Genomic DNA, 15700 nt, shown 5'->3' with positions numbered 1-15700 from the left:
GGAGGCACGCACGCGGGATGGCCCCATGTCTAGCGCATGCCGAGCATTCGCAACACGAAGTACACCTCGATGCTGACCTGCTTGACCATCTCGGAGACCACCAGCGAGCCGTGCCCGGCGTCGTAGCGGAACTCCTCGTACCTGGCCCCGCGTTCGGCCAGCCGGTCGAGGTAGTTGTCGATCTGCCGGATCGGGCAGCGCGGGTCGTTCTCTCCGGCCCACACCAGGATCGGCGCGCGCACGTTGTCGACGTACGTCATCGGCGAGCATTCCCGGTACAGGTCGGGCAGTTCCTCGGGTGAACCGCCGAACAGCGCCCGGTCGAACGCCCGCAACGGTTCCATCTCGTCCTCGTACGCGGCCAAGTAGTCCGCCACGGGCACGCCACCGACAACCGCTGCCCACTTGTCCGGCTGGGTCCCAGCGGCGAGCAGGCTCAGGTAACCGCCCCAGGAAGCGCCTGCGACAACGCACTTGTCCGGGTCGGCAAGGCCCGTGCTGACCGCCCACTTGTGCACCGCGGCGACGTCCGCGAGTTCCGTCAGCCCAGGGCGGCCTTCGATGGCGTCCCGCCACGCGGACCCGTAACCGGTCGAACCGCGGTAGTTCACGTGCACGACGGCGAACCCGGCGTCGACCCACGCCGCGCGGTACGCGGAGAACCTGTCCTCGTCGGCCGAGTGCGGTCCGCCGTGCAGGCTGAAGACCGTCGGCAACGGACCGTCCGGCGCATCGTCCGGCCGCGCGATCAACGCGTGCACATCACCGCCTTCGCTCGGCACAAAGGCATCCGTGAGGTTGACGGACCCCGGCGCCCTGTCGCCTGGCGGCGTCAACAGGACGCGGTCGGTGCCGTCCACGTGCAACGCGCGGATCAGCGACGGCTCGGCGGCCGACGACCACGAGTACTCGATCGTCCCGTCCGGGCGCACGCCCGCCGAGCCGACCGTCCCGGCAGGACTGTCCAGAAGCGAGAGTGAGTCGGTTTCGATCTCGTAGCGGTGCAGGGTGTTGCGTGCCTGGTGGGTGTGCACGACCAGCAGTGACCGGCCGTCGGGGTACCACGCGGCGGACAGCTCGCCCGGCAGGTCGAGCTGGATCTCGGCCTCGGTGTCCGCGGCGACGTCCCAGATCAGCAGTTCCTCGCGGCCGTGCCGCTCGTGCAGGACGAGAAGGCGTTGGTCGCCCGCGACCGGGCTGAACCCGACGGCGTCGAGGCCCTTGCCCTTGCCGTCCCACTTGTCGGCGACCGTCTCGCCGCTCGTAGTGATCACACGCAGGGCCGTGTGCCGGTTGTCGCCGTGTTCGGAGTGCGCGATGGCCAGGTACTGCTCGTCACGTGACAGTGCCGCCACACCCGCGTCGTGCTCGTTCTCGTAGACGACCTGACCGGGCTGGCCATCGCAGGACACGACGACCGTGGTGCCGTCGTCGTTGGAGATCCCGATGGCGCTGACCGTCTTCCCGATCTCCAGCCCGGCGGGGTAACCGGCGGGAACCTCGGCGATCGCTGGCGACGGCTCGGAGTCGACCGGGCGCCCGGCGAACGGCTCGGTCACCCAGCTGCCGAACTCGTCGCCGTCCTTGTCGGCGAACCACCAGATGTGCTCGCCGTCGGGGCTGATAGTGGAGTTGTAGGTGCCGTTGGGGCGGTCGGTGACCTGCCGGTGGTTGCCCGTCAGCCGGTCCCACGCATATGTCTCCCACACCCCGCTGGCGTTGGAGGTGTACACATTGCGGTCGGGTGCGTCACGGGCCCACTCGGGCAGGCTGACTCGGGCAGCACGGAATCTGGCCCGCCACCGCGCGTCTGCGTCCGCGTCGGTGAACAGGTGCTCCGGCTCCTCTGCTGCGGGATGCTTCGTCACAGCATGGATCCTGCCTCATCCACCTACTGATTTCGTTGACACGCCGAATCAATGACGGGCGGTAATCAACCAACACCGCCATTAGGAGGAAGCTCCTCGGCAAGGATCTGATCGACCTTCCGCGCTGCCGCCCGCAACGCCCGCACGGCCCGAACGACACCCACGAGGACGAGACCGACGACCAGAACGATCCAAAAAGGAACAAGGAAGCCGAGAAGAACAAGCAGGCAAACGAAAACACCGACGATGACGGTGCGAACGGCATGCGGCCGGATGGCGGGGGAGAGCGTGGAAAGGCTGCTCATGATGGATCCTTCCACCCACGGAACGCCCCGTGTTGGACGCTCGTGATCTCCTCGCGTTGATCACGCCGCCTGTTACCCAACGTGAGTTGAGCCCTCAACTTTCACTCTTTTGGGTTATCTACGCTGGGAAAACAGGTGCCAGCAGTGGACTTTGTGCCCTACCCAGGGCAGCAAGAAGGCCCGGTCGCGCCGAGGCGACCGGGCCTTGGAGCGAAACTACCCGGCGAGCTTCGCCTTCACCGCGGCGGCGACGCGGCCGCCCTCGGCCCGGCCGGCGACCTTGGCGTTGGCGGCCTTCATCACCAAGCCCATCTGCTTGGGAGTCAGCTCCCCGCCGACCTGCTCGCTGACCTCCGCGGCGGCCTGGCCGACCAGGTCGGCGAGCTCGTCGTCGGACAGCTGAGCGGGCAGGTACTCCGCGATGACCTCGGCCTCGGCCCGCTCGGCGGACGCCTGCTCGGCGCGACCTGCGGACTCGAACGCCTCGGCGGCCTCCTTGCGCTTCTTGGCTTCGCGGGTCAGCACGCGCTGGACTTCCTCGTCGGTCAGCTCGCGCGCCTCCTTGCCCGCCACCTCTTCGGTGCTCACGGCGGCGAGCACCATGCGCAAGGTGCCCAGGCGTGCGGTGTCCTTGGCCTTCAGCGCGACAACCATGTCGGACTTCAACTTGTCCTTCAGCTCAGCCATGGTGGAAACGTTACCGTCGGCACGCAACTCGGATACGGCTGCCACCACGCCGCGCGACGCCCGTACCCTCGAAGAGTGAGCAGGTTGGGTCGAATCGCGATGGCAACGACAGCAGCAGGCGCGGCGGCAGTCGCATACGGGGCCGGCATCGAGCGACGGCGCTGGACACTGCGCCAGGCCACCCTGCCCGTACTGGGCGAAGGCGCACGACCGCTCCGGATCCTGCACATCTCGGACATCCACATGCTCCCCGGGCAGAAGTCGAAACAACGCTGGATCGCCGCCCTCGACGCACTGGAACCCGACCTGGTCGTCAACACCGGCGACAACCTCGCGCACAAGCAGGCCGTCCCCGCGGTGGTCCGCGCCCTCGGACCGCTGATGCAGCGCCCGGGGATCTTCATCTTCGGCAGCAACGACTACTTCGCCCCGAAACCGAAGAACCCGGCAAGGTACCTGCTGCCCAGCGCGAAGAAGAAGCGCATCCACGGCATCAAACTGCCGTGGCGAGACCTCCGCGCGGCGATGGTCGAACGAGGCTGGCACGACCTGACCCACGTCCGCCGGATAGTGAGCGCGGACGGCAGGAACATCGCGGTCGCGGGCGTCGACGACCCCCACCTCCGCCTCGACCGCTACAACGAGATAGCAGGCCGCCCAGATCCGACGGCAGCACTCCGCCTCGGCATCACGCACTCCCCGGAACCACGCGTCCTGGACGCCTTCGCCAACGACGGCTACGACCTCGTCCTCGCCGGACACACCCACGGCGGACAACTGAGAATCCCCGGCTACGGAGCAATCATCACCAACTGTGACCTGGACCGCTCCCGAGCCCGAGGAGCCTCCCGCTGGGGAAGCCACATGTGGCTGCACGTGTCAGCAGGACTCGGCACATCCCCCTACGCCCCAGTCCGCTTCGCCTGCCCACCGGAAGCAAGCCTGCTGACCCTCGTACCCAGGACAAACGGCGGCGAAGCCGCGAAAACCAATACCCGTTTCGGCGCACGGGCAGACGTCCGCTAGAGTATCCCCAGCAAGACAAGCCGGGGTGTGGCGCAGCTTGGTAGCGCGCTTCGTTCGGGACGAAGAGGTCGTGGGTTCGAATCCCGCCACCCCGACGCTGGTCAGAAGCCCTTTCCTCCTCTTGGAGGGAGGGCTTCTTGCTGTCTGGGGCGTGCCTGGGGGAGTGGATCTTGAAAACGACTCTCCAGCTTCCTACGCCCGCGCCTTGCGAAGTTCGTCCAGTGCGACGACCGGTGAGCGCGGAGACATCGCCAGCCGGGCGTCCAGAGCGACTTCCCACTCGGCCGTGAGCCCCTCCATCAACCGCACCCGCATCTCCGGGGTGATGTGGTCATACCGGGATTGGACACTGCCGTCCTCGTGTCCCATCCGCTCGTCCATCAACTTCGGCGGAGTACCCAGCTCACGCATTCGCGTCTTGTGGGTGTGGCGCAGCCCGTGCGTCGTGAGCCCCCGCGCGATGGCCCCCAGCAGGCCTCTGTTCGGCCGTAGGCGCCACGAGCTGGCACACCGGGCCAGGGGTTCCGCCAGCACGGGCACGGGACGCGCGTCCTGCGGCGCCTTCTTCGGGGTACCACCCAGTCACCGCAGGTTGAAAGACCCACGTGGCGAACCCGTTTCGCCGCCAATGCGCGGCTGGCTCGCCCGAACTGGCTCCCCGCACGTAACCGAGGTCAGCAATCGCCTCCTCAACTCGCCCCGCGTCCCCTCTGCGACGGTCGCAGGTCGGTTGAGCACCGCCGACACAGTGGCAGGCGATACACCCGCAAGCCGAGCGACATCCACGAGCTTCGCCCCTGGCCGACGGGCGGCTTGTTTGCCGGACCAAGGCCGCGGAACACGTACATTTGGTCGTGACACACGCACGGTTGCGGTGAACTCCGCGCAATATGGTCAATGATCAACTTCCGCAGCCACTCCGGGATACCGATGTCGCGATAGCTGTCATCCTTGGGCGGACAGCGACGCAGCTCTCCTGTGTCCAGTTCGTACAGTTGCCACTCAATCCGAATCGACTCAGGCCGCACGAACTTGGTCTCCAAGCCAACGAGTTCGCCCCATCGCATGCCCGTGTACGCCTTGGTAACGCACGCGACGAATTCGTCATCTCGGCCAGACAGCAAGCCGCCGCAGCCAAAGGCAACCACGGCGGCCGACCCAAGGTGATCGACGACGACATGCTGACCTTCGCCCGCGTACTACGCGACAAGGGTGTCCCGGAGATCGCGAAGACACTCAAGATCCCGACCGGGAAGAACGCGGGCCGGCATCCCTCGGTGGCGTCGGGATACCGCTTGCGGAAGTGCTTCACCAGTTGGTCGACGTGAGCCGCCGCGTCCACAGGCTTCTCCTCGGGTGTCCCGGCCGATGAAGTTCCTGAGCCTACGGAGGATGGACAGTCCGGCTGTGACGAGGTAGCGGCGTAGCGCGCGTCTCGGTGTCGCGCTGCCGACCTCGGTCTGATCACATCAAGGTCGCAACCCGGGTGCCCCCGTGAGCACGATGGCAAGGTTCGGGCAATACATGAAGTATGGAGGCCATAACGAACCCGTTGCCTGATAGCGACCTCCGTCCTGACCTGCGAGGAGGCGGGAATGAACCTGCTCTTGTAGTGAGCCGGTTGTTCGACGCACACGCACGAGGACTGCATCGATACCTCGCTCGACGGGTCGGCGAGGCAGCCGCCGAGGATCTTGTGGCGGAGACGTTCGTCGCGGCCTGGGCCGACCGCGCCCGGTATGAACCTGAGCGGGCCGAGATCCGGGTGTGGCTGTACGGCATTGCCACGAACTTGTGCCGCCGGCATCGACGTCAGGAGTTGCGGGCTCTGGCAGCTACCGCTCGAGCCGGTGGGCAGGAATCTCTGATGATGGACGGGCCAGCTGACGTGGTAGCTGGGCAAGTGGACGCGCAGGCGCGTGTCCGACGGCTTGCGGCGGCTTTGGTTCGGCTACCGGATGCCGATCGGGACACGTTGTTGCTCACCGCGTGGGCCGGGCTGAGCAACGCCGAGGTGGCGGAGGCGTTGGGAGTGCCGGCGGGAACGGTCCGGTCGCGGCTGCATCGCGTGCGTCAGCTGCTGCGGACTGAGGAAGGCCGAACGGGGACGGCGCAGGCCACGTTCGGGGTAGGAAAAGACAAGGGAGGCACGCGATGACGGAGCGCGGTGACGATCGGGGTGACAGGCGGGACGACGCGGTGTGGACCGAGGACGAACTGGACGCCGCGTTGGCGGGCTTGCATTCGACTGCGCGCACAACGGACACGATGTTGGCGACCGCGCGCAAGCGGGTGCTGGCCGAGGTGATCGAACAGCCTGCGCGGGGAACAGGACAGCGGCGGCGTTCGCGGCGGCGGTGGCTGTTGAGCGCGGCGGCGGTGCTGTTGGTGGTGGTGGCCACGGTGGCTGGGGTGGTGCTGTTCCAATCGGCGACCGCTGGCCCGGCGTCGGCGCAGGCGGTGGCGGTGTTGGACAAGACAGCCGCGGGCACGATCGGGTCGTCGGATCCCGTGGTGGCCGCTGGCCAGTATCGGTATGTGGTGACCCGGGCGTGGAACGTGCGCGGTATCGGGTCACCGAGCAGTGGGCCGATGTCCTACCTCGCCGAAACGGTGATCGAAGTGTGGGCGCCGCAGGACTACCGGCAGGAATGGATGCAGGAGCGGGCAACCACGGGTCGTAAGAAGTGGCTGCAGGGCGATGAACGGCAAGCCCGGGAGGCGAACCTGCTGGTCGACTATCCGAGTGACCAGGCGGGGAAGTCGGCGGTGCTGCGCGCCCAGTGTGGTGACTTCGGCGCGGTCGACACAGGTAAACAGCCCTGTACCACTCCGGGAAGCTGGCAGGCGCCGACTCCGGAGTTCGTGGCGGGACTGCCTCGGGATCCGCAGCAACTACACGAGCGGCTGCTGCGTGACGCTCCGGGCGAACGTCGCGGTGACGCGCGTGCTCTGGTGTACGCGGCTGACGCACTGCGTAGTGGGTTGTTGCCGGCGGATGTGCGCTCGGCGCTGTATCAGGCGTTGACCCGCCTGCGGGGGCTTGAGGTCACCGACGGCGCGGCGAACCTCGATGGTCGCACGGGCACCGCGCTGGGCATCGATGACGGCGAACGCCGTCAGGACATCATCGTCGACCCGGCCACTGGCACGTTCATCGGGGAACGCCAGGTGCTGACCGGTGACGACTCGGACACCGACCTGCCGGAAGGAACGGTCACAAGTTTTACGTCAGTGCAAACCACGGTCGTGCAGACGCTGGGAGAACGGCCTCCACGGTGATCTGGTCACCGGAGGGCATCGGGTCCCTTGCCTCGGTCCGAACGAGGCCAGGGACCTGATGCATGCCCCCGCAGTTAGCGATACTCGACCATGATTACGGCAGACTAGTCAGAGGGACTCACGGCCAGTAACTGGAAAAGACCTTCACGCGGCCGACGTTGTCATTGAGCCCGGCACCCAGGAGCGGAACCGACAGCGTATACGTCTCAGTGAAGTCTATTCGAGTATTGTACACAAACGCCTTGTCACAGGTGTCGACTCTTCCGATGGACGACAGGTTCCCTGCCCAGTACGAGTTGGGGTTGATTTTGTACCCGGATCGGTCACATCGTCCAGCGTTGCCATAGATGACGTTGGAAAAGCCCTTGTAGTCGGCGTGTTCATACCAGATCATCAGGGGTGTGTCCGCAACAGCGGTGATGCCACGGTGTGACGCTTCGGCCCGCATTTTGTCGACCGCGTCCGCCCTTGACGTCTCCGAACATGCCTCGGCGAGCGTTGGCGATATGTCGGACGCCGTGGCGGCACCAACCAGCGTCGCACAGAATTCCGGTTGCGACGAACCCGGTGAGCGAGTGCCGGTGGTCTCTGTTGCCGAGGACGTCCCGGCGCCCATGAACGCGGACACCGCGGCAACTGTCATAACTAAAGTAGCTAGTCTTCTCACATTCTCTCCAATCGCAACAAAAGAGAGTTTTGTTCATGAGAGGGAGTGAGCAGGCCAAAGAAACCCCGAAATCACAGGGGGCGAAAAGTGGCGGTATCGACAATTAGCGCGCACCTACGGCCGGGTGGGCATGATAAAGCCCGCCATGATGTGTGGCCGGACTTCAGCGCAACAGGACTCCCCAGTGCCAGCAGTCAGCTAACGCCCTATTCGCGACAGAATCTGACAACACCGCCCTCTTTAACTTTGCCTTAGCTCGACGATGGCGGATTAAGACTGTTTACGCGCACCCCGCAATGAGCAGATCCCCCTAAGAACACACCCATGATCTTGGTACATTCGTAACCTACTACCGCAGCTAGGAGCTACGCAATCGACTATCCAGACTAAGGTACCCTCAAGGGGGTTGATCCAATTGGCCCGGTTCTGGCAACCAGATTTTTCATCAGACGGTGACGTAAAGACGGCAGCCATTGTGGCGGGGGTCGTAGTCAGATCTGAGGAAGCAGGGCTTCGACTGCTGCACGAGCCAGGACGCCTTGGCTCGTGGCCGACAGGCCAAACCGGTTCCAGTGGAAGATCACCACGTGGCCGATGACCGCCCGCAGGCCACGACCCATGTATCCAGCCGCAGCGGCGTCACCGAGCTGGCGGCCCGCACTCTGGAACGCGTCGAGCCACGGTTTGGCGTGCCCGGCGGGCCCGCCCGGCGTGAACAGGTCGCCGATGCGCACGGCGTCGGCGGCGGCCGGATGCATGCCTGACAAACTGCCTGACAATCACAGCGGACGACTACGGACGTAGCCAGACAGGCATGGACGCCGCGACAGGCCCTGACCAGTAGCTTTAGCAGGTCAGCGACCGGTTAATCGCCTTCGGGACGAAGAGGTCGTGGGTTCGAATCCCGCCACCCCGACTCGGCTAAGGCGCCTCCTGGTCGGTTGCTTCTCAACCTTCCCGGGGGCGCCTTCGTTTATTACTTTGGGGGGCCGAGCCCCCAAACCCCACGGTGCGTGCTCCTTCTGACCCAGCGCTGGGTTCGTTTCGCTTTGACCAGCGCGCGGCTTCGCCGCACCCCTTGTGGTCGACTCCAGAAAGCGACCGGGGGCACGAGAAAGGCCCACAATCGGGAACTTGTGGGCCTTTGGAGCGGGGTGGTCAGCCGCCGCCGGGGTCTCCTCCTGGGCCACTGCCTCCGGTTGGTGGGGTTCCGCCCGGGGTTGACGGGTTGGAGGGGATTTCGTGCTGTTGGGGGGCTACTCCTGTCGAGACGTAGATCGTGATCGTGCCGCCGGGCAGTTTGGTGCCGCGGGGAGTTTGGTTCACGACCGTTCCCTTGCGCCTGCTGTCGTCGCGTTGGAGCACGGTCACCGTGTAACCCGCGCCTTGCAGGATGTTCGTGGCTTCTTCCTGGGTTTTGCCGACCACGTCCGGCACCTTCGTCTCCGGGCCGCCGTCGACGTACCGGGGATCTGTCGGTGGCAAGGGCAGTTCGGGCTCGCTGGCCAGCAACGGTTTCATCGCTGCGAACCAGGTACGCGCCGGAACCGTTCCGCCGTAGATGTTGCCGGTGTCGGACAACCGCGGTGGGGTGGTGCGCACGTTGATCGGCCGCGGCCGGTTGCCGTCGGCGAAGGTCAGCGCGGCGGCCGCGTACTGCGGAACGGCGCCGACGAACCCTGCCGACTTGTAGTCCTGCGTCGTCCCGGTCTTGCCGAGCATCGGCCGGGTCCAGCCGTTGGCCCTCGCCGCGGCGTGCGCCGTTCCGCCGGGCAGGTCGTCCTTGCTCAGCCCGGTCACCAAGGTGTTCGCCAGCGGCTCCGCCACCGCCTGCTCGCAGGGCTGCTCCTTGCCCTTCAAGTCCAGCGGGTTGCCGTTGCGGTCGATGATCTCCACGATCGGCGACGGTGGGCACCACACGCCGCCGCTCATCAGCGTCGCGGCCACGTTCGCCAGTTCCAGCGGGCTCATCGGGCTCGGGCCGAGCGTCAGCGAGGCGTTGCCGGGGTAGCCCGGCTTGCTGCCGAAGTGCTGCGCCTGGGTCTCCTCGCCGGGCTTGGCGGGCTTGCCGCTCATGTTGGAGGCCATGGTCTCGCGCATGCCGAGGCGGACCAGCATGTCCACTACCGGGTCGGTGCTGCCGAGCATTTCCTCCAGCTTGACGAACCCGGTGTTCGGCGAGGTCGCGAGCCCCTGCTGCAACGTCATCCGGTCGGGGTAGTTGTCCCCGGCGTTACCCAGGCAGTACCAGGACGTGTCCCTGCCGTCCTTCGGGTTCTCCGTGCGCGGGCAGTTCTTCGGGTTGCCGCCGATGAACAGCCGGGAGCTGTAGTGCGCGGGCGTGTCGATCATCGAGTTGATGCCCATGCCCTTCTCCAGCGCCGCCGCCGCGGTGAAGATCTTGTAGATCGAGCCGGTGCCGAACTTGTTCTCGATGCCGTACGGCTGCGGGAACTGCGTCTGCCCCTTCGAGGCGTCCGGCCCGTAGTCCCGATTGGACACCAACGCGACGACCTGGTGCTTTTCTTTGCCGGGCCGCACGATCGCCATCACGTTGGCGATCCCTTCCGTCATCTTCGGCACCTGGTCCATCGCGGCCTGCTTGGCCAGCGACGTCGCGTTCAGGTCGAGGCTGGTCTTGATCGTGTAGCCGCCGATGGCCAACTGGTCCTGGGTGAAGCCGAGCTTTTCCAAGTACTCCACGACGTACTGGCAGAAGAAGCCGGCCTCCGGGCCCGCGCCGTTGCAGTTCTTCGCGGGCTTCACGGGCTCGGCCGCCACACCCAGCGGGGTCTGCTTCGCCGCTTCGCCGTCCGCCCTGCTCACCCTGCCGGTCTCGATCATCGTGTCGATCACGACGTTGCGGCGGCTGAGCGACTGCGGGCCGCGCTGCCACGGGTTGAACAGCGTCGGGTTCTGCACCATCCCGGCGAGCATCGCGGCCTGCGGCAGGGTCAGCTTGTCCGCCGTGGTGCCGAAGTACGTCTGCGCGGCCGCGCCGACGCCGTAGATGGAGTTGGAGAATTCCACAACGTTCAGATAACCGGTGATGATGTCTTCCTTCGACATCTTCTGCTCGAGCTGCAGCGCGATCCGTGCCTCACGCAGCTTTCGCGCGATTGTCGGCTCCTGCGCCTTGGCCTGCTCGGTCTTGTTGTTCCGGTAGACGACGTTGATCAAATAGTTCTTCACGTATTGCTGGGTGAGCGTCGAACCACCCTGCTGGTTGCCACCGCTCGTGCTCAGCGCGGCACGGAATGTGCCTTTCCAGTCCACGCCGTGGTGTTCGTAGAACCGCCGGTCCTCGATCGACATCAGCGCCTCGCGCATGACCGGCGCGATCTGGCGGGCCGATACCGGGATGCGGAACTGGTCGTACAGGGTGGCGACCGGCCTGCCGTCGACCGCCGTCATCGTGCTGATCAACGCGGGGGGGACCTCGACCATTTCGGCTTGTGCGCTGTCGATGGTGTCGCTGGCCCGGTTCGAGGCCACGCCGAGTGCCCCGACCACCGGAAACAGCATCCCGGCGAGCAGTACCCCGGCCAGCAGGCAGAGGCTGAGCATCTTGAACACACCGTTCGTGAAGCGCACGAAGGTCAGGGTACCCATGAGCCTGTTCGAGCCGCTGGCTACGCTACGTCAATCGCATTGACTTCTGAGCGCCCGGTGTGCGAGATAGTCAACGAAAGTGGGGTGGAACCGGGGGCGTTCGAACGTCGTCAATCTTGTCACGACAGGCAGCTGGAGCCGGGGGGCTTCGGGCAATGGACACGACGGTAGGAGCTGGGGGAGATGTATCAGCAACCCAACAAACCACAGGACTGGCGCGTCAACGCGGCATGTCGTGGTGATGATCCGGATGAGCTCTTCGTGCGCGGTGCGGAGCAGCGCAAAGCCAAACTGGTGTGCGTGGCATGCCCGGTGCGCACCGAATGCCTCGCCGAAGCGCTCGACAACAGGATCGAGTTCGGTGTCTGGGGTGGGATGACCGAGCGGGAACGGCGTGCACTGCTGCGCCGCAGGCCCGACGTGAATTCGTGGCGTGAGCTGCTGGACAACGCACGCCGCGAGCACGCACCCGAGGAGGACGCCCGCGTCGGCTAGACCGCTCAGCCCGCGCTGAGCTGGTCACCGATCTGCCGTAGGCCCGCCAAGTCATGCACGTCCGATGGCATGGCGGGCACGCGGGTCACAGGCACGCCGTGGTGCGCCTTGGTGAACCGGGCGACCAGCCGCCGTTCCCGGTCGGCGATCGAGACGCGGTCGGCGTGCAGCCGCAGCACGGCGGCGGCCAGCGGTGAGTCACCGCCGCGCTCCAGCGTCTCCGCCGCCGCGAGGGCCTTCGAACCGGGCAGGTCGGCCAGCACCGGGTGCGTCCGGTTGACCACCAACCCGGCCAGCGGCATCGACTCACCGGCCAGCCGCTCCACGAAGTAGCTGGCCTCGCGAAGCGCGTCCGGTTCCGGCGCCGCGACGACGAGGAACGCCGTCCCACCGGACCTGAGCAGCTCGTACGTGCGCGTCGCGCGCTCGCGGAACCCGCCGAACATGCTGTCGAAGGCCTGCACGAACGCGGACGCGTCGGCCAGCAGCTGCCCGCCGACGATCGTCGACACGGCCTTCGCGAACAGCGAGAACCCGGCTCCGACGATCTTGCGCAGCCCCCAGCCGCCCGCCTTGGCCGGACCGGCCAGCAGCTTGATCATCCGGCCGTCCAGCGCGGTGGACAGCCGCTGCGGCGCGTCGAGGAAGTCCAAAGCGGACCGGCTCGGCGGAGTGTCCACGATGATCAGGTCCCACTCGCCGTCCGCCGCCAGCTGCCCGAGCTTCTCCATCGCCATGTACTCCTGCGTGCCGGAGAACGAGCTGGAGATGGTCCGGTAGAACGGGTTGGCCAGCACTTCCTTGGCCTTCTGCGGCCCGGCGTGCGAGTGCACCATGTCGTCGAACGTGCGACGCATGTCCAGCATCATCGCCGAGAGCTCACCGGCGGGCTCGAACCCGTCGACCTCCACCTTGCGCGGCTGGTTGCCCAACTCGGGCAGGCCAAGCGCCTGCGCGAGCCTGCGCGCCGGGTCGATGGTCAGCACGACGGTCCGGCGGCCGCGTTCGGCCGCCCGGACGGCCAGCGCGGCGGCCGTGGTGGTCTTGCCGACGCCGCCGGATCCGCAGCACACGATCACCTTGGTCGACGGGTCGTCGATCAGCTCGTCGGTCTTCAGCGCCGGGGTCACCTGACCCCCTGTTCGACCATGATCTCCGCCAGTTCGTACAACGCCGCCACATCGATCCCGTCGGTCAGGTCCGGCAGCTCCAGCGCCGGCAGGTCGCTCTCGGCCAGCTGCTCGCGCGCGGTGGTCTCGGCCTGCACGCGGATCGCGTGCTCGACCGTCTCGGCGACCAGGCCGTCGACGACGTCCTCGGTCAGCTCGAGCCCTGCCGCGACCAGACCGGCCCGGACACGTGACGCGTCGACCCTGCCGCCTGCCGCGGGCGTGACCGACCTGGCGGGCAGCCGCGGCGGGCGGACGCGGTTCACGATCGCGGCGCCCGGCCGCAGGTCGGCGCCGTCCAGATCGGCGACGGCTTCGAGCGTCTCGCGGACGGGCATCTCCTCCAGCAGCGTGACCAGGTGCACCGCGGTGTCGTCGGAGTGCAGCAGCCGGACCACGCCCTCGCTCTGGCCCTTGACCGGCCCGACCTTCGCCAGGTCGGCCATGGCCCTGGTGACGTCGAGGAACTTCACGATCCGGCCGGTCGGCGGCGCGTCGAGGACGACCGCGTCGTACAGGTGCCGCCCGTTTTCGCCGGTGCGCCCGACCGTCTCCTTGATCTTGCCCGTCAGCAGCACGTCTCGCAGGCCGGGGGCGAGCGTCGTGGCGAAGTCGATCGCGCCCATCCGGCGCAGCGTCCGCCCGGCGATGCCGAGGTTGTAGAACATCGACAGGTAGTCCAGCAGCGCCGCCTCGGCGTCCACGTGCAGCGCGCGGACCTCGCCGCCGCCCGGCGCGGACGCGATGCGCTGCTCCTCGTAGGGCAGCGGCTGCGTGTCGAAGAGCTGGGCGATGCCCTGGCGGCCCTCGACCTCGGCGAGCAGAACTCGTTTGCCCCCGGTCGCCAGCGCGATCGCGAGCGCGGCGGCCACGGTGGTCTTTCCGGTCCCGCCCTTGCCGGTCACCACGTGCAGCCGTGCTCTGGCCACGTGATCGGTCCAACCAACGACAGGGGTGGTCACTGGTCCAGCGTAAATGTCTGATTAACCGTGTGCTCCCGACACGTGTCAGCTCGTGAGCAAGAGCACTGTGTTGACGACTCCGACCGCGGCGACGATGCCCCAGACCACGGCACCGGGCAACACGGTCAGTGACAACACGCAGAGCAACGTGACGACCGTGAAGGCGATGACTCCGGCGAGGGCGACGGTCGAGTTCGTCGCACCCCTGCGATCACGGGTCTGTGCCATCGCGAGCAGCACGAGGATCAACCCGCCGAAGGCGATCAGCACGCCCGCGATGACTCGCCACGTCTCCATTTCTCGACGCTACCCGGCCGTCGGAGACGATCACGAAGCGACACGGGATAGTCTCCGGCTCATGACGAAGTGGGAGTACGCGACCGTTCCGCTGCTGACGCACGCCACCAAACAGATCCTCGACCAGTGGGGCGAGGACGGGTGGGAGCTGGTCTCGGTGCAGCCGGGCCCGACCGGCGAGCAGCTCGTCGCGTTCCTGAAGCGGCCCAAGTCGTGACGAAGTGGTCGGCGAAACTCGCCGAACTGGGCATCCACCTGCCCGCCGTCGCCGCGCCGCTGGCCGCCTACGTGCCGGCGACGCAGTCGGGATCGCACGTGTACGTCTCCGGCCAGCTGCCCTTCATCGAGGGCGCTCTCGCCGCGACCGGCAAGGTCGGCGCCGAGATCAGCCCGGAGGAGGGCAAGGCGCACGCCCGGACCTGCGCGTTGAACGCGCTGGCCGCCGTGCACAGCCTCGTCGGCATCGACGCCGTGGTCGGTGTGGTCAAGGTAGGCGGGTTCGTCGCCGCCGCGGAGGGGTTCACCGCGATCCCCGCCGTGATCAACGGCGCCTCGGAGCTGTTCGGCGAGGTGTTCGGGGACGCGGGCAGGCACGCCCGTGCCGCCGTCGGGGTGGCTGAGCTCCCGCTCGGCTCGCCCGTCGAGGTCGAGGTGATCTTCGAGGTGGGCTGAGCCCGCCACCGGATAGGGAGCGCGAATGGACAGCTACGCCGAGTCGGACTGTCACGAGCTGCTGCTGCGGCTCGCGGGCCGACTGCCCGACCGCCAGCTCTGGCGGTTCCGCGACTGGCTCGCCGCGGGTGCCGTGACCGCACTCGCGCGCACTCTGCCGTTGACTCTTCTCAGAGAGCGTGTCGGACTCACAGCCGAGGAATCACGCCTGCTCACGAACGCGTTGCGGCCCGCGGGCGCCGATCCGGAGCGGCTCAATGCGCTGCCGTGGGTGGACGAAATCGCCGAGGTCGACTACACATTCACGTCAGAGTCGCCCGAATGGGTGAGCATGGGTGACTCCGCGGGCGTAGTCCTCGGGGCGATTGTCCGGGACCGCACCGACATCGGTGAGGTTCGCGGAACATGGCGGCTGCCACGAACGGGTGGCGGTGCGGCCACACGCGTCGTCCTGGTGACCGCGACCACGCAGCCCGCTCGGCTCGCAGGCGAGCTACAGCGGGTACTGCGGGCGCTCGGGGAGCACGAGCCGAGCGTCGAGGTGATCCCGAGGGGCATCCTGCTGCCTCGGTACCACCAGGCGGCACTGGCTGCGTCGGTGCCGTTGGCCATGGGGGCGGCAGAAGGGGGCCATCTGGTCCCGAGCTGACGTCCCCGC

General features: G+C 67.0%; 19 protein-coding genes and 1 tRNA gene. 9 read left to right on the top strand and 11 right to left on the bottom strand.

Translation table 11 applies throughout. The features are described 5' to 3' along the window. Window positions 1–29: 29 nt before the first annotated feature. From ALI144C_RS29805 to ALI144C_RS29795, 3 genes are all read right to left on the bottom strand, one after another. Entirely contained in the window at window positions 30–1868 is a 1839-nt protein-coding gene (locus ALI144C_RS29805; RefSeq protein WP_076990460.1) for a S9 family peptidase, read from the bottom strand. Between the two features lie 65 nt (window positions 1869–1933). Beyond that, entirely contained in the window at window positions 1934–2173 is a 240-nt protein-coding gene (locus ALI144C_RS29800; protein ID WP_076990459.1) for a hypothetical protein, read from the bottom strand. Between the two features lie 216 nt (window positions 2174–2389). After that, window positions 2390–2860, bottom strand: coding sequence for a GatB/YqeY domain-containing protein (locus tag ALI144C_RS29795; RefSeq protein WP_076990458.1), 471 nt, complete (start codon window positions 2858–2860; stop codon window positions 2390–2392). 84 nt (window positions 2861–2944) lie between these two features. Between ALI144C_RS29795 and ALI144C_RS29790 the strand changes: the two genes are divergently transcribed. Both ALI144C_RS29790 and ALI144C_RS29785 read left to right on the top strand, forming a co-directional pair. After that, on the top strand, window positions 2945–3886 hold the full coding sequence (locus ALI144C_RS29790) for a metallophosphoesterase (protein WP_076990553.1): 942 nt from the start codon (window positions 2945–2947) through the stop codon (window positions 3884–3886). A 21-nt stretch (window positions 3887–3907) separates the two neighbouring features. Further along, window positions 3908–3981, top strand: a tRNA-Pro gene (locus ALI144C_RS29785). Between the two features lie 97 nt (window positions 3982–4078). On the opposite strand, the gene ALI144C_RS58505 is transcribed toward ALI144C_RS29785, so the two are convergent. Next, entirely contained in the window at window positions 4079–4420 is a 342-nt protein-coding gene (locus ALI144C_RS58505) for a tyrosine-type recombinase/integrase (protein ID WP_269086711.1), read from the bottom strand. A 48-nt stretch (window positions 4421–4468) separates the two neighbouring features. Further along, the gene (locus tag ALI144C_RS57795; RefSeq protein WP_237774372.1) at window positions 4469–4633 is read right to left on the bottom strand and encodes a hypothetical protein; all 165 of its coding nucleotides are present in this window, start codon (window positions 4631–4633) and stop codon (window positions 4469–4471) included. A 416-nt stretch (window positions 4634–5049) separates the two neighbouring features. Between ALI144C_RS57795 and ALI144C_RS29775 the strand changes: the two genes are divergently transcribed. The 3 genes from ALI144C_RS29775 to ALI144C_RS29765 all read left to right on the top strand — a co-directional run bounded on the left by ALI144C_RS29775 (window position 5050) and on the right by ALI144C_RS29765 (window position 7168). Continuing rightward, a complete protein-coding gene (locus tag ALI144C_RS29775; RefSeq protein ID WP_202819083.1) occupies window positions 5050–5214 on the top strand; it encodes a hypothetical protein in 165 nt (54 codons plus the stop codon). Between the two features lie 203 nt (window positions 5215–5417). Further along, window positions 5418–6044, top strand: coding sequence for an RNA polymerase sigma factor (locus ALI144C_RS29770; RefSeq protein WP_083753487.1), 627 nt, complete (start codon window positions 5418–5420; stop codon window positions 6042–6044). Continuing rightward, window positions 6041–7168, top strand: a complete 1128-nt coding sequence (locus tag ALI144C_RS29765; protein WP_083753486.1) for a CU044_5270 family protein — start codon at window positions 6041–6043, stop codon at window positions 7166–7168. The genes ALI144C_RS29770 and ALI144C_RS29765 overlap by 4 nt, the downstream gene beginning before the upstream one ends. Before the next feature lie 118 nt (window positions 7169–7286). Here the strand turns inward: ALI144C_RS29765 and ALI144C_RS29760 are convergent, their stop codons facing one another. From ALI144C_RS29760 to ALI144C_RS29750, 3 genes are all read right to left on the bottom strand, one after another. Then, window positions 7287–7796 (bottom strand): hypothetical protein, encoded by a 510-nt coding sequence (locus ALI144C_RS29760; protein WP_143230943.1) that lies wholly within the window; start codon window positions 7794–7796, stop codon window positions 7287–7289. A 530-nt stretch (window positions 7797–8326) separates the two neighbouring features. After that, on the bottom strand, window positions 8327–8593 hold the full coding sequence (locus ALI144C_RS29755) for a lantibiotic dehydratase C-terminal domain-containing protein (protein WP_083753485.1): 267 nt from the start codon (window positions 8591–8593) through the stop codon (window positions 8327–8329). Between the two features lie 400 nt (window positions 8594–8993). After that, window positions 8994–11429: a transglycosylase domain-containing protein gene (locus ALI144C_RS29750; RefSeq protein WP_076990551.1), complete on the bottom strand. Its 2436-nt coding sequence runs from the start codon at window positions 11427–11429 to the stop codon at window positions 8994–8996. Window positions 11430–11630: 201 nt separating this feature from the next. Between ALI144C_RS29750 and ALI144C_RS29745 the strand changes: the two genes are divergently transcribed. Continuing rightward, window positions 11631–11942 carry a WhiB family transcriptional regulator gene (locus ALI144C_RS29745; RefSeq protein ID WP_054287775.1) on the top strand — a complete coding sequence of 104 codons (312 nt, stop codon included), beginning with the start codon at window positions 11631–11633 and terminating at the stop codon, window positions 11940–11942. Window positions 11943–11947: 5 nt separating this feature from the next. Here ALI144C_RS29745 and ALI144C_RS29740 read toward each other — a convergent pair whose 3' ends face one another. From ALI144C_RS29740 to ALI144C_RS29730, 3 genes are read right to left on the bottom strand one after another with little or no spacing between them, the layout of a single operon-like run. Beyond that, the gene (locus tag ALI144C_RS29740) at window positions 11948–13072 is read right to left on the bottom strand and encodes an ArsA family ATPase (RefSeq protein WP_076990455.1); all 1125 of its coding nucleotides are present in this window, start codon (window positions 13070–13072) and stop codon (window positions 11948–11950) included. Next, the gene (locus ALI144C_RS29735) at window positions 13069–14073 is read right to left on the bottom strand and encodes an ArsA-related P-loop ATPase (RefSeq protein WP_076990454.1); all 1005 of its coding nucleotides are present in this window, start codon (window positions 14071–14073) and stop codon (window positions 13069–13071) included. The genes ALI144C_RS29740 and ALI144C_RS29735 overlap by 4 nt, the downstream gene beginning before the upstream one ends. A 45-nt stretch (window positions 14074–14118) precedes the next feature. Further along, window positions 14119–14370 carry a hypothetical protein gene (locus tag ALI144C_RS29730; RefSeq protein ID WP_076990453.1) on the bottom strand — a complete coding sequence of 84 codons (252 nt, stop codon included), beginning with the start codon at window positions 14368–14370 and terminating at the stop codon, window positions 14119–14121. Between the two features lie 61 nt (window positions 14371–14431). Here ALI144C_RS29730 and ALI144C_RS54735 point away from each other — a divergent pair, with 61 nt between their 5' ends. Genes ALI144C_RS54735 through ALI144C_RS29720 form a run of 3 tightly spaced genes read left to right on the top strand, consistent with a single transcriptional unit; the run spans window position 14432 to window position 15691 of the window. Then, a complete protein-coding gene (locus ALI144C_RS54735; RefSeq protein ID WP_143230942.1) occupies window positions 14432–14587 on the top strand; it encodes a DUF4177 domain-containing protein in 156 nt (51 codons plus the stop codon). Then, window positions 14584–15042, top strand: a complete 459-nt coding sequence (locus ALI144C_RS29725; RefSeq protein ID WP_076990452.1) for a RidA family protein — start codon at window positions 14584–14586, stop codon at window positions 15040–15042. The genes ALI144C_RS54735 and ALI144C_RS29725 overlap by 4 nt, the downstream gene beginning before the upstream one ends. A 25-nt stretch (window positions 15043–15067) precedes the next feature. After that, on the top strand, window positions 15068–15691 hold the full coding sequence (locus ALI144C_RS29720; RefSeq protein ID WP_042184613.1) for a hypothetical protein: 624 nt from the start codon (window positions 15068–15070) through the stop codon (window positions 15689–15691). Window positions 15692–15700: the final 9 nt, after the last annotated feature.

It is taken from the genome of Actinosynnema sp. ALI-1.44 (assembly GCF_001984155.1).
Classification (GTDB): Bacteria; Actinomycetota; Actinomycetes; order Mycobacteriales; family Pseudonocardiaceae; genus Kibdelosporangium.
This window is presented reverse-complemented; position numbering and strand designations above follow the sequence as displayed.

What these genes read in the sequence shown, in the direction of transcription:
- ALI144C_RS29800 (WP_076990459.1), bottom strand. Translation starts at nt 2,173, where the DNA reads ATGAGCAGCCTTTCCACGCTCTCCCCCGCCATCCGGCCGCATGCCGTT.
- ALI144C_RS29795 (WP_076990458.1), bottom strand. Translation starts at nt 2,860, where the DNA reads ATGGCTGAGCTGAAGGACAAGTTGAAGTCCGACATGGTTGTCGCGCTG.
- ALI144C_RS29770 (WP_083753487.1), top strand. Translation starts at nt 5,418, where the DNA reads ATGGAGGCCATAACGAACCCGTTGCCTGATAGCGACCTCCGTCCTGAC.
- ALI144C_RS29765 (WP_083753486.1), top strand. Translation starts at nt 6,041, where the DNA reads ATGACGGAGCGCGGTGACGATCGGGGTGACAGGCGGGACGACGCGGTG.
- ALI144C_RS29755 (WP_083753485.1), bottom strand. Translation starts at nt 8,593, where the DNA reads ATGCATCCGGCCGCCGCCGACGCCGTGCGCATCGGCGACCTGTTCACG.
- ALI144C_RS29745 (WP_054287775.1), top strand. Translation starts at nt 11,631, where the DNA reads ATGTATCAGCAACCCAACAAACCACAGGACTGGCGCGTCAACGCGGCA.
- ALI144C_RS29730 (WP_076990453.1), bottom strand. Translation starts at nt 14,370, where the DNA reads ATGGAGACGTGGCGAGTCATCGCGGGCGTGCTGATCGCCTTCGGCGGG.
- ALI144C_RS54735 (WP_143230942.1), top strand. Translation starts at nt 14,432, where the DNA reads ATGACGAAGTGGGAGTACGCGACCGTTCCGCTGCTGACGCACGCCACC.
- ALI144C_RS29720 (WP_042184613.1), top strand. Translation starts at nt 15,068, where the DNA reads ATGGACAGCTACGCCGAGTCGGACTGTCACGAGCTGCTGCTGCGGCTC.